This is a genomic window from Stenotrophomonas sp. KH_029 (assembly GCF_057839765.1).
Map to the genome: position 1 here is coordinate 1,650,713 of NZ_CM174498.1, position 13,057 is coordinate 1,663,769.

General features: G+C 68.0%; 16 protein-coding genes. 12 read left to right on the forward strand and 4 right to left on the reverse strand.

The features are described 5' to 3' along the window. The first annotated feature begins 136 nt into the window (after positions 1–136). On the forward strand, positions 137–1,231 hold the full coding sequence (locus tag AC3ITM_RS07655; protein ID WP_489269595.1) for an ABC transporter ATP-binding protein: 1,095 nt from the start codon (positions 137–139) through the stop codon (positions 1,229–1,231). 225 nt (positions 1,232–1,456) lie between these two features. Here AC3ITM_RS07655 and ygfZ read toward each other — a convergent pair whose 3' ends face one another. Continuing rightward, the gene (ygfZ, locus tag AC3ITM_RS07660) at positions 1,457–2,320 is read right to left on the reverse strand and encodes a CAF17-like 4Fe-4S cluster assembly/insertion protein YgfZ (protein WP_489269597.1); all 864 of its coding nucleotides are present in this window, start codon (positions 2,318–2,320) and stop codon (positions 1,457–1,459) included. A gap of 39 nt (positions 2,321–2,359) precedes the next feature. Here ygfZ and AC3ITM_RS07665 point away from each other — a divergent pair, with 39 nt between their 5' ends. The 10 genes from AC3ITM_RS07665 to AC3ITM_RS07710 all read left to right on the forward strand — a co-directional run bounded on the left by AC3ITM_RS07665 (position 2,360) and on the right by AC3ITM_RS07710 (position 9,478). Beyond that, positions 2,360–2,533 (forward strand): DUF1674 domain-containing protein, encoded by a 174-nt coding sequence (locus tag AC3ITM_RS07665; protein WP_228887522.1) that lies wholly within the window; start codon positions 2,360–2,362, stop codon positions 2,531–2,533. Positions 2,534–2,589: 56 nt separating this feature from the next. Further along, positions 2,590–2,982, forward strand: a complete 393-nt coding sequence (sdhC, locus tag AC3ITM_RS07670; RefSeq protein ID WP_489269600.1) for a succinate dehydrogenase, cytochrome b556 subunit — start codon at positions 2,590–2,592, stop codon at positions 2,980–2,982. Continuing rightward, positions 2,979–3,365: a succinate dehydrogenase, hydrophobic membrane anchor protein gene (sdhD, locus tag AC3ITM_RS07675; RefSeq protein WP_489269602.1), complete on the forward strand. Its 387-nt coding sequence runs from the start codon at positions 2,979–2,981 to the stop codon at positions 3,363–3,365. The genes sdhC and sdhD overlap by 4 nt, the downstream gene beginning before the upstream one ends. Positions 3,366–3,396: 31 nt before the next feature. Beyond that, on the forward strand, positions 3,397–5,187 hold the full coding sequence (gene sdhA / locus AC3ITM_RS07680; RefSeq protein WP_228887519.1) for a succinate dehydrogenase flavoprotein subunit: 1,791 nt from the start codon (positions 3,397–3,399) through the stop codon (positions 5,185–5,187). A gap of 163 nt (positions 5,188–5,350) precedes the next feature. After that, positions 5,351–6,136, forward strand: coding sequence for a succinate dehydrogenase iron-sulfur subunit (locus AC3ITM_RS07685; RefSeq protein ID WP_088432210.1), 786 nt, complete (start codon positions 5,351–5,353; stop codon positions 6,134–6,136). A gap of 171 nt (positions 6,137–6,307) precedes the next feature. Continuing rightward, complete coding sequence (locus AC3ITM_RS07690) at positions 6,308–6,556, forward strand: FAD assembly factor SdhE (protein ID WP_038689039.1); 249 nt, start codon at positions 6,308–6,310, stop codon at positions 6,554–6,556. Next, positions 6,507–6,956: a hypothetical protein gene (locus AC3ITM_RS07695; protein WP_489269606.1), complete on the forward strand. Its 450-nt coding sequence runs from the start codon at positions 6,507–6,509 to the stop codon at positions 6,954–6,956. The genes AC3ITM_RS07690 and AC3ITM_RS07695 overlap by 50 nt, the downstream gene beginning before the upstream one ends. Before the next feature lie 23 nt (positions 6,957–6,979). Beyond that, positions 6,980–8,221: a lipoprotein-releasing ABC transporter permease subunit gene (locus AC3ITM_RS07700; RefSeq protein WP_489269608.1), complete on the forward strand. Its 1,242-nt coding sequence runs from the start codon at positions 6,980–6,982 to the stop codon at positions 8,219–8,221. Continuing rightward, the gene (gene lolD, locus AC3ITM_RS07705; RefSeq protein ID WP_489269610.1) at positions 8,214–8,927 is read left to right on the forward strand and encodes a lipoprotein-releasing ABC transporter ATP-binding protein LolD; all 714 of its coding nucleotides are present in this window, start codon (positions 8,214–8,216) and stop codon (positions 8,925–8,927) included. Before AC3ITM_RS07700 ends, lolD begins: the two co-directional genes overlap by 8 nt. An 86-nt stretch (positions 8,928–9,013) precedes the next feature. Continuing rightward, positions 9,014–9,478, forward strand: coding sequence for a DUF6491 family protein (locus AC3ITM_RS07710; protein ID WP_489269612.1), 465 nt, complete (start codon positions 9,014–9,016; stop codon positions 9,476–9,478). Positions 9,479–9,682: 204 nt separating this feature from the next. On the opposite strand, the gene AC3ITM_RS07715 is transcribed toward AC3ITM_RS07710, so the two are convergent. From AC3ITM_RS07715 to ftsY, 3 genes are all read right to left on the reverse strand, one after another. Beyond that, positions 9,683–9,952 (reverse strand): oxidative damage protection protein, encoded by a 270-nt coding sequence (locus AC3ITM_RS07715; RefSeq protein ID WP_228887514.1) that lies wholly within the window; start codon positions 9,950–9,952, stop codon positions 9,683–9,685. Positions 9,953–9,957: 5 nt separating this feature from the next. Continuing rightward, positions 9,958–11,097 (reverse strand): A/G-specific adenine glycosylase, encoded by a 1,140-nt coding sequence (mutY, locus tag AC3ITM_RS07720; RefSeq protein WP_489269614.1) that lies wholly within the window; start codon positions 11,095–11,097, stop codon positions 9,958–9,960. A 116-nt stretch (positions 11,098–11,213) separates the two neighbouring features. Continuing rightward, on the reverse strand, positions 11,214–12,536 hold the full coding sequence (gene ftsY, locus AC3ITM_RS07725) for a signal recognition particle-docking protein FtsY (RefSeq protein ID WP_489269616.1): 1,323 nt from the start codon (positions 12,534–12,536) through the stop codon (positions 11,214–11,216). A gap of 145 nt (positions 12,537–12,681) precedes the next feature. Between ftsY and AC3ITM_RS07730 the strand changes: the two genes are divergently transcribed. After that, positions 12,682–12,978: a hypothetical protein gene (locus AC3ITM_RS07730; protein ID WP_489269618.1), complete on the forward strand. Its 297-nt coding sequence runs from the start codon at positions 12,682–12,684 to the stop codon at positions 12,976–12,978. Positions 12,979–13,057: the final 79 nt, after the last annotated feature.

Below are 13,057 nucleotides of genomic sequence, written 5' to 3' on the forward strand. Positions count from 1 at the left end.
ACATGGCAGAATGCGCAGACTGTATTCGATTGCAGTGGTCGCCGTCATGCGGCACCACGCCATCGACCTGCCATCGGGAGGGCCGAGGGCAGTTCCGTATCAACAGCCCGGTAGCGGGCGGACTGGAATGGGTGACATGGCAAAAGTGCAGTTGCAGGGCGTGCGCAAGGTCTACGACAACGGCCAGGTGGCCGTCCAGGGCGCGACCTTCGAAGTGGCCGATGGTGAGTTGATGGTGCTGGTCGGGCCGTCCGGGTGTGGCAAGTCGACCTTGCTGCGCATGGTCGCCGGGCTGGAGGAAATCAGTGGCGGCACGCTGAGCATCGGCGACCGGGTGGTCAACGACGTGGCGCCCAAGGACCGCGACATCGCCATGGTGTTCCAGAGCTATGCGCTGTACCCGCACATGACCGTGGCCGAGAACCTGGCGTTCGGCCTGAAGCTGCGCGGGCACGACAAGGCCACCATCGCCAGGCGGGTCAACGAGGCCGCCGAAACGCTGGGCCTGACCGAGATGCTGGACAAGCTGCCCAAGGCCATGTCCGGCGGCCAGCGCCAGCGCGTGGCGCTGGGCCGGGCGCTGGTGCGCGAGCCGGCGGTGTTCCTGCTCGATGAACCGCTGTCCAACCTGGACGCCAAGCTGCGCCACAGCGTGCGCACCGAAATCGCGCAGCTGCACCGCAAGCTGGGCACCACCATGATCTACGTGACCCACGACCAGGTCGAGGCGATGACCCTGGGCCAGCGCATCGTGGTGCTCAAGGACGGGGTGATCCAGCAGATCGACACGCCGATGGCGCTGTACGACCGCCCGGCCAACCTGTTCGTGGCCGGCTTCCTGGGCAGCCCGGCGATGAACGTGTTGCGCGGCACCCTGCAGCAGGGCGACAACGGCGTGGAAGTGCGCCAGGCGCAGCTGACCGCGCCGCTGGGCCAGGCCGCGATCGACCCGGCCTGGATCGGCCGGACGCTCGCGGTGGGCGTGCGCCCCGAGCATCTGCAGCCGGCCGCGGCCGGGGATGCGGCCGCGCTGGTGGCCACCATCGATGGCATCGAGCCGGTCGGCAACGAAATCTTCGTCAACATGACCGCCGGCGGCCAGCCGCTGGTGATGCGCGTGGCGCCGCAGGCGCTGCCGAAGGTGGGCGAAACCATCGCCGTGGCGATCCATCCGCAGGGGCTGCATTTCTTCGATGCCGACAGCGGCGAGCGGTTGAACGCGGCCAACTGAGCGGGCGCGCCGACCAACCGTCGGCGGGGCATGCACGCATCGACCAACGGTCGATGCCTACCTGTCCGGGTGGTAGGTCACGATCGTTGGTCGTGACCGGGATACCGGCGGGGCATGCACGCATCGACCAACGGTCGATGTCTACCAATCCGGGCGGTAGGTCACGACCGTTGGTCGTGACCGCGATGCCGGCGGGGCACCTGCGCATCGACCAACGGTCGATGCCTACCGGGCCAGGCCGTCCAGCAGCGGCAGGTGCACTGCCTCAACGCCGTCCACGGACAAGGGGTCTGCCGCGATCTCCAGCGGCAGTACCGCCAAGGCCAGATCGCCGGCCACGCTGGCAATGGTGCCGATCGCCCCGCTGTTCTGCTGTACCTGTGCGCCGCTGGCGGTGCCGTCGGCCACCCGCATCAGCTGCAGGGCGCGCTTGGCCTTGCCCAGGAAATGGGTGCGCGCCACGATCTCCTGGCCCGGGTAGCAGCCCTTCTTGACGCTGTAACCGTTCAACCGGTCCAGCCCCAGCTGCTGCGGCGTCCATTGTTCGCGCTGGCCGGCGTCCAGGCGTGGCAGGCCATGGCGCAGGTCGGCCTGGCGCCAAGCCAGGGCGAAGGCCGCATCGTCGGGCGTCGCGGCGCCGTGCAGGGCGCCGATGCGCAGCGTGCGCGGCAGGGCGTCGCTGCCCAGATCCAGCTCCAGCGTCTCACCATCAACCGCGATTGCGCTGCCCGACGCCGCTTCCGGGGCAGTGAAGCTGCCGGCCACGCCCAGGTCCTGGCGTACCGCGATCCTGACCTTGCGGCGGAACACGAAACGCTGCAATTGCGAAGCAATCGCATCGGCATCGCCGTCGGCGAGCACCAGCAGCACCTGTTCCGGATCCACCCGAAGCAGCTGGAACACAGCAATGGTGCGGCCCTTGGCGTTCAACCAGGCGCTCCACTGCCAGTGCCGCAGGGGCAGGGCGGTGACGTCGCTGGAGAACTGGGCATGGGCAAACGCGGCCGCATCGGTGCCATCCAGGCTGAGCAGCTGGTGGCCGGGCAGGCGCGGATACGCGGGAAAATCGAGGGGCAGGTTGTCAGGCACGTGAACGGGGTCTAAAATTTGTGCGTTGCGAGAACACCCATGATAGGCCAAACAACCCCCACTCCAGAATCCGAACCCCAAGCCCCGCAGGTCGAACAGAAGCAGCCGCTTCCGCAGACCCCGGCGGTGCCTGTGGAAATCGGCGGCCGCGGCGGACTTGATCCGGTGCGGTATGGAGACTGGGAAAAAAACGGACGCTGCATCGATTTCTGATCAGCATTGAGCCAACGCGGCATTGCGCCGCCCAGCCGAGACAACGAGCCCAGCGAATGGCGACCCGAGAACGCCCCCTTTCCCCACACCTGCAGGTGTATCGCTGGCAGATCCAGATGGCCACCTCGATCCTGCATCGAGCCACCGGCATCTTTCTGTCTGTTGGAGCCCTGATCATCGCCGGCGGCCTGCTCGCCCTGATGATGGGCCCTGAATCCTGGAACTGCTTCACCGGCCATGCCGGCAGCTGGTACGGCAAGCTGTTCCTGTTCGCATGGACCTGGTCGTTCGCCTACCACCTGTGCAATGGCCTGCGCCACATCGTGCAGGACTTCGCGATCGGTTTCTCCATCCCCGCCTTCGTGCGCAGCAGCTGGATTTCGGTATTCGCTAGCCTGGTGCTCACCGCGCTGGTGTGGGCCTACGTGTTCGCCGGAGCCGCCGCATGAACAAGTTCCGTACCCCGCTCAAGAACGTGCGTGGCCTTGGCGCTGCCAAGACCGGTACCGAACACTTCGTGATGCAGCGGCTCACCGCCACCGCGCTGGTCGGGCTGACCGTGTGGTTCCTGGTGTTCGTGCTGAGCCTGATCGGCGCCGATTACGTGGCCGCCACCGAGGCGGTGTCCAAGCCGTGGAACGCGGTGCTGCTGGTCGGTTTCCTGGTGGCGATGTTCTGGCACGCCCAGCTCGGCCTGCAGGTCGTACTGGAAGACTACATCCACAACTCGCTGCTGGCCCTGGCGCTGCAGACCACGGTGAAGTTCATCGCCGTGCTCGGCGCGATCATCAGCGTGTTCGCGGTCGCCCGCATTGCGCTCGGCGTGGCCTGAGCCCAGGCACCAAGACAGGAATCCAGATTAGATGTCCGCTTACAAAATTACCGAACACAAGTACGACATGGTCGTGGTCGGCGCCGGCGGTGCCGGTCTGCGCGCCACGTTCGGTCTGGCGGCCAAGGGCCTGCAGACCGTCTGCCTGACCAAGGTCTTCCCGACCCGTTCGCACACCGTGGCCGCGCAGGGCGGTATTTCCGCCGCGCTGGGCAACATGGGCGAGGATGACTGGCGTTACCACTTCTTCGACACCATCAAGGGTTCGGATTGGCTGGGCGACCAGGACGCCATCGAGTACATGTGCCGCGAAGCGATTCCGGCCATCATCGAACTGGAACACTACGGCGTGCCGTTCAGCCGTACCGAAGAGGGCAAGATCTACCAGCGCCCGTTCGGCGGCATGACCACCAAGTACGGCGAAGGCCCGTCGGCGCAGCGTACCTGCGCGGCGGCCGACCGTACCGGCCACGCCATGCTGCACACGCTGTACCAGCAGTCGCTGGCGCACAACGCGCGCTTCATGATCGAGTACTTCGCGCTCGACCTGATCTTCGATGACGAAGGCGTCTGCCGCGGCGTGCTCGCGCTGGACATGGCCGACGGCTCGCTGCACCTGTTCCGCGCCCACGGCGTGGTGCTGGCCACCGGCGGCTACGGCCGCGCCTACTTCAGCGCCACCTCGGCCCACACCTGCACCGGCGACGGCGGCGGTCTGGTCATGCGTGCCGGCCTGCCGATGCAGGACATGGAGTTCGTGCAGTTCCACCCGACCGGTATCTACGGCGCGGGCTGCCTGATCACCGAAGGCGTGCGTGGCGAAGGCGGCATCCTGCGCAACAGCAACGGCGAGCGCTTCATGGAGCGCTATGCACCGCACTACAAGGATCTGGCTTCGCGCGACGTGGTGTCGCGTTCGATGACCATCGAGATCCGCGAAGGCCGCGGCGTCGGCGAGCACAAGGATCACATCCTGCTCGACCTGACCCACCTCGGCCCGGGCGTCATCGACGACAAGCTGCCGGGCATCGCCGAAAGCGCCCGCATCTTCGCCGGCGTGGACGTGCACAAGCAGCCGATCCCGGTCATTCCGACCGTGCACTACAACATGGGTGGCATCCCGACCAACTACCACGGCGAAGTCGTGCGCAAGGTCGGCGACAACCCCGATGCGGTGGTGCCGGGCCTGTACGCCATCGGCGAAGCGGCCTGCGTGTCGGTACATGGCGCCAATCGCCTGGGCTCGAACTCGCTGCTGGATCTGGTCGTGTTCGGCCGTGCGGTGGCCAACCGCTGCGCCGACACCATCAAGTCCGGCGCACCGCACAAGACCCTGCCGTCCGATGCCTGCGACAAGGCCCTGGGCCTGCTCGACAAGCTGCGTTACGCCAACGGCGACACCCCGACCTCGGTCATCCGCGATCGCATGCAGCGCACCATGCAGAACGACGCGGCGGTGTTCCGTACCAGCAAGACGCTGGAAGAGGGCTGCAGCAAGATGGCCGAGATCTTCGACTCCTTCCAGGACGTCAAGGTCTCCGACCGTTCGCTGGTGTGGAACTCGGACCTGATCGAAACCTACGAGCTGAACAACCTGCTGCTCAACGCGGTGGCGACGATCAACTCGGCCGAACAGCGCAAGGAAAGCCGCGGCGCGCATGCGCATGAGGACTTCCCGGACCGCGACGACGTCAACTGGCAGAAGCACACGCTGGTCAACGTCGACGAAAACGGCAAGTGCGAGTTCGACTACCGTCCGGTCCACATGTACACGCTCAGCAAGGACGTGGACGTCGTCCCGCCCAAGCCGCGCGTTTACTAAGAGACCTGCGGCATGACCTCCGTCCACGCAGCGCTCGCGACCGCCGCCCCCCGCACGGGTGGGGTGGCGCGTGCGCCGCTGGCCGGTGGTGTCGACTTCCTCATCTTCCGTGCTACCCGCGCCTGCTCCGCAGCGCGAGCCGCCTGAGCCAACGAGAACAGCCATGGCCGAGTTTTCCCTCCCCAAGAATTCCAAGATCGGAAAGGGCAAGCACTTCCCCGCCCAGACCGGTGCGAAGAACACCCGCACCTTCAAGATCTACCGCTGGAGTCCCGACGACGACAGCAATCCGCGCACCGATACGTATGAGATCGATCTGGACGCCTGCGGCCCGATGGTCCTGGACGCGCTGATCAAGATCAAGAACGAGATCGATCCGACCCTGACCTTCCGCCGTTCGTGCCGCGAGGGCATCTGCGGTTCGTGCGCGATGAACATCGACGGCACCAACACGCTGGCCTGCACCCGCGCGATTGCCGATTGCGGCAAGGCCGAAGTGCCGATCTACCCGCTGCCGCACATGAGCGTGGTCAAGGATCTGGTGCCGGACCTGACCCATTTCTACGCGCAGTACGCCTCGATCAAGCCGTGGATCCGTACCCAGACCCCGCCGCCGCCGGACCGCGAGCGCCTGCAGTCGCCGGAAGACCGCAAGAAGCTGGACGGCCTGTACGAGTGCATCCTGTGCGCGTGCTGCTCGACCAGCTGCCCGAGCTACTGGTGGAACGGCGAGCGTTACCTGGGCCCGGCCATCCTGCTGCAGGCCTACCGCTGGATCATCGACTCGCGCGATGAAGACACCGGTGCGCGCCTGGACGAGCTGGAAGACCCGTTCAAGCTGTACCGCTGCCACACCATCATGAACTGCTCGCGCACCTGCCCGAAGGGCCTGAACCCGGCGCTGGCCATTGCCGAGATCAAGAAGCTGATGATGGCGCGCCGCGCCTGATCCAGGTGTGTCCTGTAGCGTCACGCCATGCGTGGCCCTGCAAAATGACCGAAACGGCAGAGCCGCGCCCCAGCATTGTTGGGGCGCCTTGCTGATCGGCGCATCGCCATGCGCCCATGCGTGCCCGCGTAACCCGCGGCACCGCTTTACGCCATCAAAGGAGCCCCACCGATGGACGAAGCCACCGAACTGAAGAAGCTGCGCTGGCGCTGCCGGCGCGGCATGCGCGAGCTGGACCAGCTGTTCGGCCGTTACCTGGACCGCTGCTGGCTGCAGGCACCTACCGAAGAACGCGAGGTTTTCCTGTTCCTGCTGGAAAGCGAGGACGATAGGTTGTGGCGTTGGTTCATGGGTTACGAGGAATGCCCGCATGCCCAGCCCGCCGCACTCATCGCCAGGATCCGCGCCCTGCCGGCTTGAATGGCGCCCGTCGCGCTGGCAATGCGGCGCGCAGCTGCTGATCACCGCGCTGGCGCCGTGGGCGCTGTACGCCAGCGCGCTGCCCCGCGCCTGGTGGTGGCCGGCCTCGCTGCTGGCGGTGGCCGGCGGCGGCCTGCAGGCGTGGCGCTACTGGCGCCAACCGGCCCTGGCCATCGTCATTGCGCCCGGCCCGGCCCCGGCGCGGGTCGCCGGCCAGGCGGTCCAGGACCTGCAGCTGTCCGATCGCGGGGTGCTGCTGCAGCTTGGCTGGCGGCAGGGCGGACGCCGCCGCTGGCGGCTGTTCTGGCCCGATACGCTGGCCCCGGGGCGCCGACGTGAACTGCGACTGGCCGTGCGTGCACACTGCATTTCCCGTTCACGGCCGGCAGTGGCACCATAGCCTGAATCGTCCGGCGCACCTGCATGTTCAAACCCATACCTGTTTCAATCGGGCTGCGCTACCTGCGCGCCAAACGCCGCAATGGCTTCATCTCCTTCATTTCGATGGCCTCCATCCTCGGCATCGCGCTGGGCGTGACCGTGCTGATCACCACCCTGGCGGTGATGAGCGGGTTCCAGAAGGAGATCCGCGACCGCCTGCTGCAGATGACCGCCCATACCACCATCACCAGCGACGGCGCGCCGATGTCCGACTGGCAGCGTGCGGTGGACGTGGCCAAGCGCGATCCGCGCGTGTCCGGCGCGGCGCCCTACATCGAGATCCAGGGCATGCTCAGCGGCCCGCGCGTGCAGGGCGCGATCGTGCAGGGCATCGACCCGGCGCTGGAGCCGGGCGTGTCGGTGATCAACCAGAAGATCAAGAAGGGCAGCTTCGACAGCCTCACCCCGGGCAGCTACAACCTGCTGGTCGGCCAGGAACTGGCGATCTGGCTGGGCGTGGAGGTCGGCGACACCGTGCTGGTGACCCTGGCCGAAGTGCAGGGCACCCCGGTCGGGGCGATGCCGCGGCTGAAACGCTTCACCGTCAGCGGCATCTTCGAGGCCGGTTACAACGAAATCGACCGCGGCGTGGCCTACGCCAACATGGACGACCTGGAGCGCGTGCTGCGCATGGACGGGGTCACCGGCGTGCGCCTGAAGCTGCACGACATGGACAAGGCGCTGGAGGTGGGCGTGGACCTGGCCCACCGCCTGGGCGGTGCCTACCGGGTCAGCGACTGGACCCAGCAGAACGCCAACCTGTACCACTCGCTGCGCATGGAAAAGGTGGTGATGGGCATCCTGCTGTCGCTGATCATCGCCATGGGTGCGTTCAACCTGGTGTCCTCGCAGGTCATGCTGGTCACCGACAAGCAGGCCGACATCGCCATCCTGCGCACGCTGGGGCTGACCCCGGGCGGGGTGATGCAGGTGTTCATGGTGCAGGGCTCGCTGATCGGTATCTTCGGCACCGTGCTCGGCGTGGTCGGCGGCATCACCCTGACCTTGAACCTGGAGCGGATCCTGGGCGCGATCGAGAGCGTATTCAACGTCAAGCTGCTGCCCGAGGATGTGTATTACATCACCGGCCTGCCCACCGACATGCAGACCCCGGACATCGTCATCATCACCCTGATCGCCCTGGCCATGAGTTTCCTGGCCACCCTGTACCCCGCGTGGCGCGCCGCCCGCACCCAGCCGGCGGAGGCCCTGCGCTATGAATGAGCCGATGCAGCATGGCGATGAAGTGATCCGCGCCGAGGCACTGGCCAAGACCTATGCCGAAGGCCGCATGCGCACCCCGGTGTTCAACGGCTTGTCGCTGAGCGTGACGGCCGGGGAGACGGTGGCGATCATCGGTGCCTCCGGCGCCGGCAAGAGCACCCTGCTGCACCTGCTGGGCGGGCTGGACACGCCCACCGCCGGCGAGGTGTTCGTGGCCGGCCAGGCCATGTCCGGCCTGTCGGACAGCCAGCGCGGCAAGCTGCGCAACCAGGCGCTGGGCTTTGTGTACCAGTTCCACCACCTGCTGCCGGAGTTCACCGCGCTGGAAAACGTGATGATGCCGGTGCTGCTCGGCGGCGACAGCGTGCCCGCCGCGTCCACGCGCGCCCGCGCGCTGCTGGAGTCGGTGGGGCTGGGCCACCGCATGGACCACAAGCCGGGCGAACTGTCCGGTGGCGAGCGCCAGCGCGCCGCCGTCGCCCGTGCGCTGGTCAACCGCCCGGCCTGCGTGCTCGGCGATGAGCCCACCGGCAACCTGGACGACAAGACCGCCGCGACGGTGTTCGAGCTAATGCTGGAACTCAACCGCGCCCACCACACCAGCCTGGTGCTGGTGACCCACGACCGCAGCCTGGCGCGCAAGCTGGACCGCGTGCTGGAACTGCGCGAAGGGCGCCTGCACGCGCTGGCCCACAGCCAGGTCTGAGCTGGGCGCTGAATGGCCGGCGGCGGCCCGTCGCCGGCGTTGCCGCAAGGGTGCATGATCGCGGCAGTCATCCCGTTGGAGGCGCCATGAAGACACTGATTGCCACCGCCGCGCTGTGCCTGACCCTGGCCGCCTGCGCCACCACCGGCCGGCTCACCGATGAACAGCGGTTGGCCCTGTACCGGGCCCACGCCGGCCCGCCGCAGGACAGCCTGCAGTACTTCCACTCGCTCAATGGCTGGACCGCGCTGGGCGACAGCGCGCTGGCGGTGTGGACCAAGCCCGGCGAGGCGTTCCTGCTGGAACTGCGTGGGCCGTGCCAGGGGCTGGACTATGCCCCGGCGATCGGCCTGACCAGCCAGATGGGGCGGGTCTCGGCGCGTTTTGACAAGGTGCTGGTGCGCGACCCGACCGCCGGCCCGATGAACATGCCGTGTTTCATCGGCAGCATCCGCAAACTGGACGTCAAGGCACTGCGCGCTTCGGAACAGGAGCTGCGCCAGGCGCAGTTGCAGGAGCGCGAAGAAGGGCAGCCTGCGCCCGGAAAATGACCGCCGCGCGCAACCGGTAGTGCCGGCCGCTGGCCGGCTCCCTGGAACCGGCCATCATGCGCGTACCGACCAACGGTCGGTACCTACCCGCATCGGTGTGGGGCGCACGCATACGCGGTAGATACCGACCGTTGGCCGGCATGCATACGGCGGTAGGTACCGACCGTTGGTCGGTACGCATGCGTCGGTATGCGCGTGGCGCGATCAGGCTTCCGGGACGAACCCGGCCGGTGCCTCGGCGCCGCCGCCGAACAGGTATTTCTCCAGTTCCGCTTCCAGGAACGCGCGGTGCTGCGGGTCGCGCGGCGACAGCCGGTTTTCGTTGATCAGCATGGTCTGGTGCGCCAGCCACTTGCTCCAGGCGCTCTTGCCGATCTGGTTGAAGATGCGCTGGCCCAGCTCGCCGGGATAGGGCACGAAGTCCAGGCCTTCGGTGTCGCGTTGTTCGTACTGGCAGAAGACGGTGCGGGGCATGCGGTCTACTCGGAATCGTTCGGGGATGCTGCACCGCGCATTGTACGGCGCTTGGCCGCGCGGGGCGGCGCGCCACTGTCGAGCAGCTTGCGGATCGGCGCAGGCAGGCCCAGCGTGGCCAGCGCATCGGCATCGGCCCAGCGCAGGGCGGGGTCTTCCACGCGCAGACCGTGGACCCGGCGCACCAGCACCTGCAGGTGCAGCCGGTAATGGCTGAAGGTGTGCTGCAGCACCGGCAGCGGCTCGGCGTCTTCCAGCGAACCGTCGATGTGTGCATCGAACCAGTCCTGCAGTGCGCTGCCGCTGTCGGCCTGCGGCAAGGTCCACAGTTGCGCCCAGATGCCGGTGTCCGGCCGCTTCTGCAGCAGGATGCGGCCGTGCGCATCGCGCAGCAGCAGCGCGGTGGCTTCGCGTTCGGGCAGGGTCTTGCTCGGTTTGGCGGTGGGCAACTGGTCCGCGCGGCCGTCGCGGCGCGCCACGCAGTCGTGCTGCAGCGGGCAGATCACGCAGGCGGGCCGGCTGCGCGTGCAGACGGTGGCGCCCAGATCCATCTGCGCCTGGGTGTAATCGGCCAGGCGCGCGTCGGGCACGCGCTGCACGTGCGCGTCGGCCAGCGCCCACAGTACCTTTTCCACCGCCGGCAGCCCGGGAAAGCCATCGATGCCATGGTAGCGGGTGAGCACGCGCTTGACGTTGCCGTCCAGGATCGCGAAGCGGTCGTTCCAGGCCTGGCTGAGGATCGCCCCGGCGGTGCTGCGGCCGATCCCGGGCAGGGCGTGCAGCGCGTCGAAATCACGTGGCAACTCGCCGCCGTGCAGTTCGACGCAGCGTTGCGCGGCCGCATGCAGGTTGCGCGCGCGGGCGTAGTAGCCCAGCCCGGCCCACTGGGCCATCACCGCATCGTTGCTGGCTGCGGCCAGGTCGGGCAGGGTCGGGAACACCTGCAGGAATTTCAGGAAGTACGGAATGACCGTGGCGACCTGGGTCTGCTGCAGCATGATCTCCGACAGCCAGACCCGGTACGGTGCGCGGGGATGCTGCCAGGGCAGGTCATGCCGGCCGTGGCCGTCGAACCACGCCAGCAGCCGCGCGACGAAGGCATCGTCGGTCGGCAATGGGGCGCTGGCGTGAGGCTGGCGGGTCATGCAGGTTCCGGACGGAAGGGTAGAGCCACGCCGTGCGTGGCTGCGTCGGCAATCGGATGCACCGGGGATGAAGCAGCCACCCATGGGGTGGCTCTACCGGCGCACGCGTTGTCTGATCAGGCGCCCAGCGCTTCGGGCAACAGTGCGTCGACGAAGGCTTCCGGGTCGAACACGCGCAGGTCTTCGGGGCGCTCGCCAATGCCGCAGTAACGGATCGGAATGCCGAATTCGCGGGCCAGCGCGAACACCACCCCGCCCTTGGCGGTGCCGTCCAGCTTGGTCACCACCAGGCCGGTCACGGTGACTGCGGCATGGAACTGGCGCAGTTGCGACAGCGCGTTCTGGCCGGTGGTGCCGTCGATCACCATCAGCACTTCGTGCGGGGCGGTCGGGTCGATCTTGCCCAGTACGCGGCGGATCTTGCCCAGTTCGTTCATCAGCCCGGCCTGGGTATGCAGGCGGCCGGCGGTATCGGCGATCAGCACCTGGGTGCCGCGCGCCTTGCTGGCCTGCAGGGCGTCGAAGGCCACCGAGGCGGCATCGGCGTTCTGCCCCTGGGCGACCACGGCTACGCCATTGCGTTCACCCCAGGCCTGCAGCTGGGCCACGGCGGCGGCGCGGAAGGTGTCGCCGGCGGCCAGCATCAAGCTGTGGCCGTCGTCCTTGAAACGCTTGGCCAGCTTGCCGATGGTGGTGGTCTTGCCGACCCCGTTGACGCCCACGGTGAGCACCACGAAGGGCTTGGCGGCCGGGTCGATCCGCAGCGGCTTGGCGACCGGTTGCAGGATGGCGATCAGTTCGCCGCGCAGCGCGGCCAGCAGCGCGTTGGCATCGGCGAACTCGCGTGCCTTCATGCGCTTGCGCAGGCTTTCCACCAGCGCGGTGGTGGCGCCGACGCCGACGTCGGCGGTGATCAGTGCCGTTTCCAGCTCGTCCAGCAGGTCGTCGTCGAGCTTGGGGTTGCGCGAGAACAGGCCGCCGAAGCTGCGCGCGATCACGCTGTTGCGCAGGCGGTCGCGCCAGCCGGTCTTGCCCGGGGCGGCCGGCACGGTGCTGTCCTGGGCGGCGTCGGGCAGGGGCTGGGCCGCTTCCTGGGTGACGGCGCTGGCGACCAGGACCGGTGGCGGCAAGGGCGCGGCGATGGGCTCTGCAACCCCCAGGGGTTCTGCAACCACCAGGGGCGCCGGGGCGGGCGCCATGGCAGCGGCCGTATCGGGCACGGCGACCGGGGCCAAGGCAGGCGCGGCCACAGGTGCCGCGACTTCGGCCGCGATCGGCGACGCTGCGACGGCAGCGGCAGGCGCATCGACCGGCGCCGTCGGGCCGTCCTGACTGGCCTGCGGGAACGCCGCGGCCAGCTCTTCAGCCGAGTAGTGCTGGGTCTTGGGCGCGTCCTGCGGAGCGTCCTGGGGCTTTTTGCGACGGAAGAAACTGAGCATTGGATTCGGCGCTGAAATCAGGGGGATATGCTACCACTGCGCCCTGCGCTGGCAGGCCGGGCTAAAGGCTGGCGCACGCTGGCCGCTAACGGATGTGAACAGCCGCGTCATGCGATGCGGCCCTTGCAGCGTGGAGCGTGCCACCGTGAACGTGATGTCCATCGCCGGTTCGGGCCTGTACGCCGCCCGCCTGGGGGCGCAGGCCGCCGCAGCGAACGTGGCGCGTTTGCCGGTGGCCGGCGCGCCACGGATCGGCGTTGCCCAGTCCCCGGTTGCCGGCGGCGGGGTGGCGGCCGGTCTGGTCGCACTGCCACCCGATCCGTCGGCCCCGGTGTCGGATCTGGTTGCGGCAAAGGAAGCGGCGCTGGCGTTTTCGGCCAATGCGGTGCTGATCCGTCGCAGCGACCAGATGCTGGGCGCGTTGTTGGACGTGCGCGTCTGAACGCGGCGTCTGGCTGCCACCGGTAATGTGGATCCTGCCCGCCGACGGTAGTGCCGGCCGCTGGCCGGCTCCTGGGAAC

What these genes read in the sequence shown, in the direction of transcription:
- AC3ITM_RS07695 (WP_489269606.1), top strand. Translation starts at nt 6,507, where the DNA reads ATGCCCAGCCCGCCGCACTCATCGCCAGGATCCGCGCCCTGCCGGCTT.
- AC3ITM_RS07685 (WP_088432210.1), top strand. Translation starts at nt 5,351, where the DNA reads ATGGCCGAGTTTTCCCTCCCCAAGAATTCCAAGATCGGAAAGGGCAAG.
- lolD (WP_489269610.1), top strand. Translation starts at nt 8,214, where the DNA reads ATGAATGAGCCGATGCAGCATGGCGATGAAGTGATCCGCGCCGAGGCA.
- sdhD (WP_489269602.1), top strand. Translation starts at nt 2,979, where the DNA reads ATGAACAAGTTCCGTACCCCGCTCAAGAACGTGCGTGGCCTTGGCGCT.
- AC3ITM_RS07715 (WP_228887514.1), bottom strand. Translation starts at nt 9,952, where the DNA reads ATGCCCCGCACCGTCTTCTGCCAGTACGAACAACGCGACACCGAAGGC.
- AC3ITM_RS07665 (WP_228887522.1), top strand. Translation starts at nt 2,360, where the DNA reads ATGATAGGCCAAACAACCCCCACTCCAGAATCCGAACCCCAAGCCCCG.
- AC3ITM_RS07700 (WP_489269608.1), top strand. Translation starts at nt 6,980, where the DNA reads ATGTTCAAACCCATACCTGTTTCAATCGGGCTGCGCTACCTGCGCGCC.
- sdhA (WP_228887519.1), top strand. Translation starts at nt 3,397, where the DNA reads ATGTCCGCTTACAAAATTACCGAACACAAGTACGACATGGTCGTGGTC.
- AC3ITM_RS07655 (WP_489269595.1), top strand. Translation starts at nt 137, where the DNA reads ATGGCAAAAGTGCAGTTGCAGGGCGTGCGCAAGGTCTACGACAACGGC.
- sdhC (WP_489269600.1), top strand. Translation starts at nt 2,590, where the DNA reads ATGGCGACCCGAGAACGCCCCCTTTCCCCACACCTGCAGGTGTATCGC.
- mutY (WP_489269614.1), bottom strand. Translation starts at nt 11,097, where the DNA reads ATGACCCGCCAGCCTCACGCCAGCGCCCCATTGCCGACCGACGATGCC.
- AC3ITM_RS07710 (WP_489269612.1), top strand. Translation starts at nt 9,014, where the DNA reads ATGAAGACACTGATTGCCACCGCCGCGCTGTGCCTGACCCTGGCCGCC.
- ftsY (WP_489269616.1), bottom strand. Translation starts at nt 12,536, where the DNA reads ATGCTCAGTTTCTTCCGTCGCAAAAAGCCCCAGGACGCTCCGCAGGAC.
- AC3ITM_RS07690 (WP_038689039.1), top strand. Translation starts at nt 6,308, where the DNA reads ATGGACGAAGCCACCGAACTGAAGAAGCTGCGCTGGCGCTGCCGGCGC.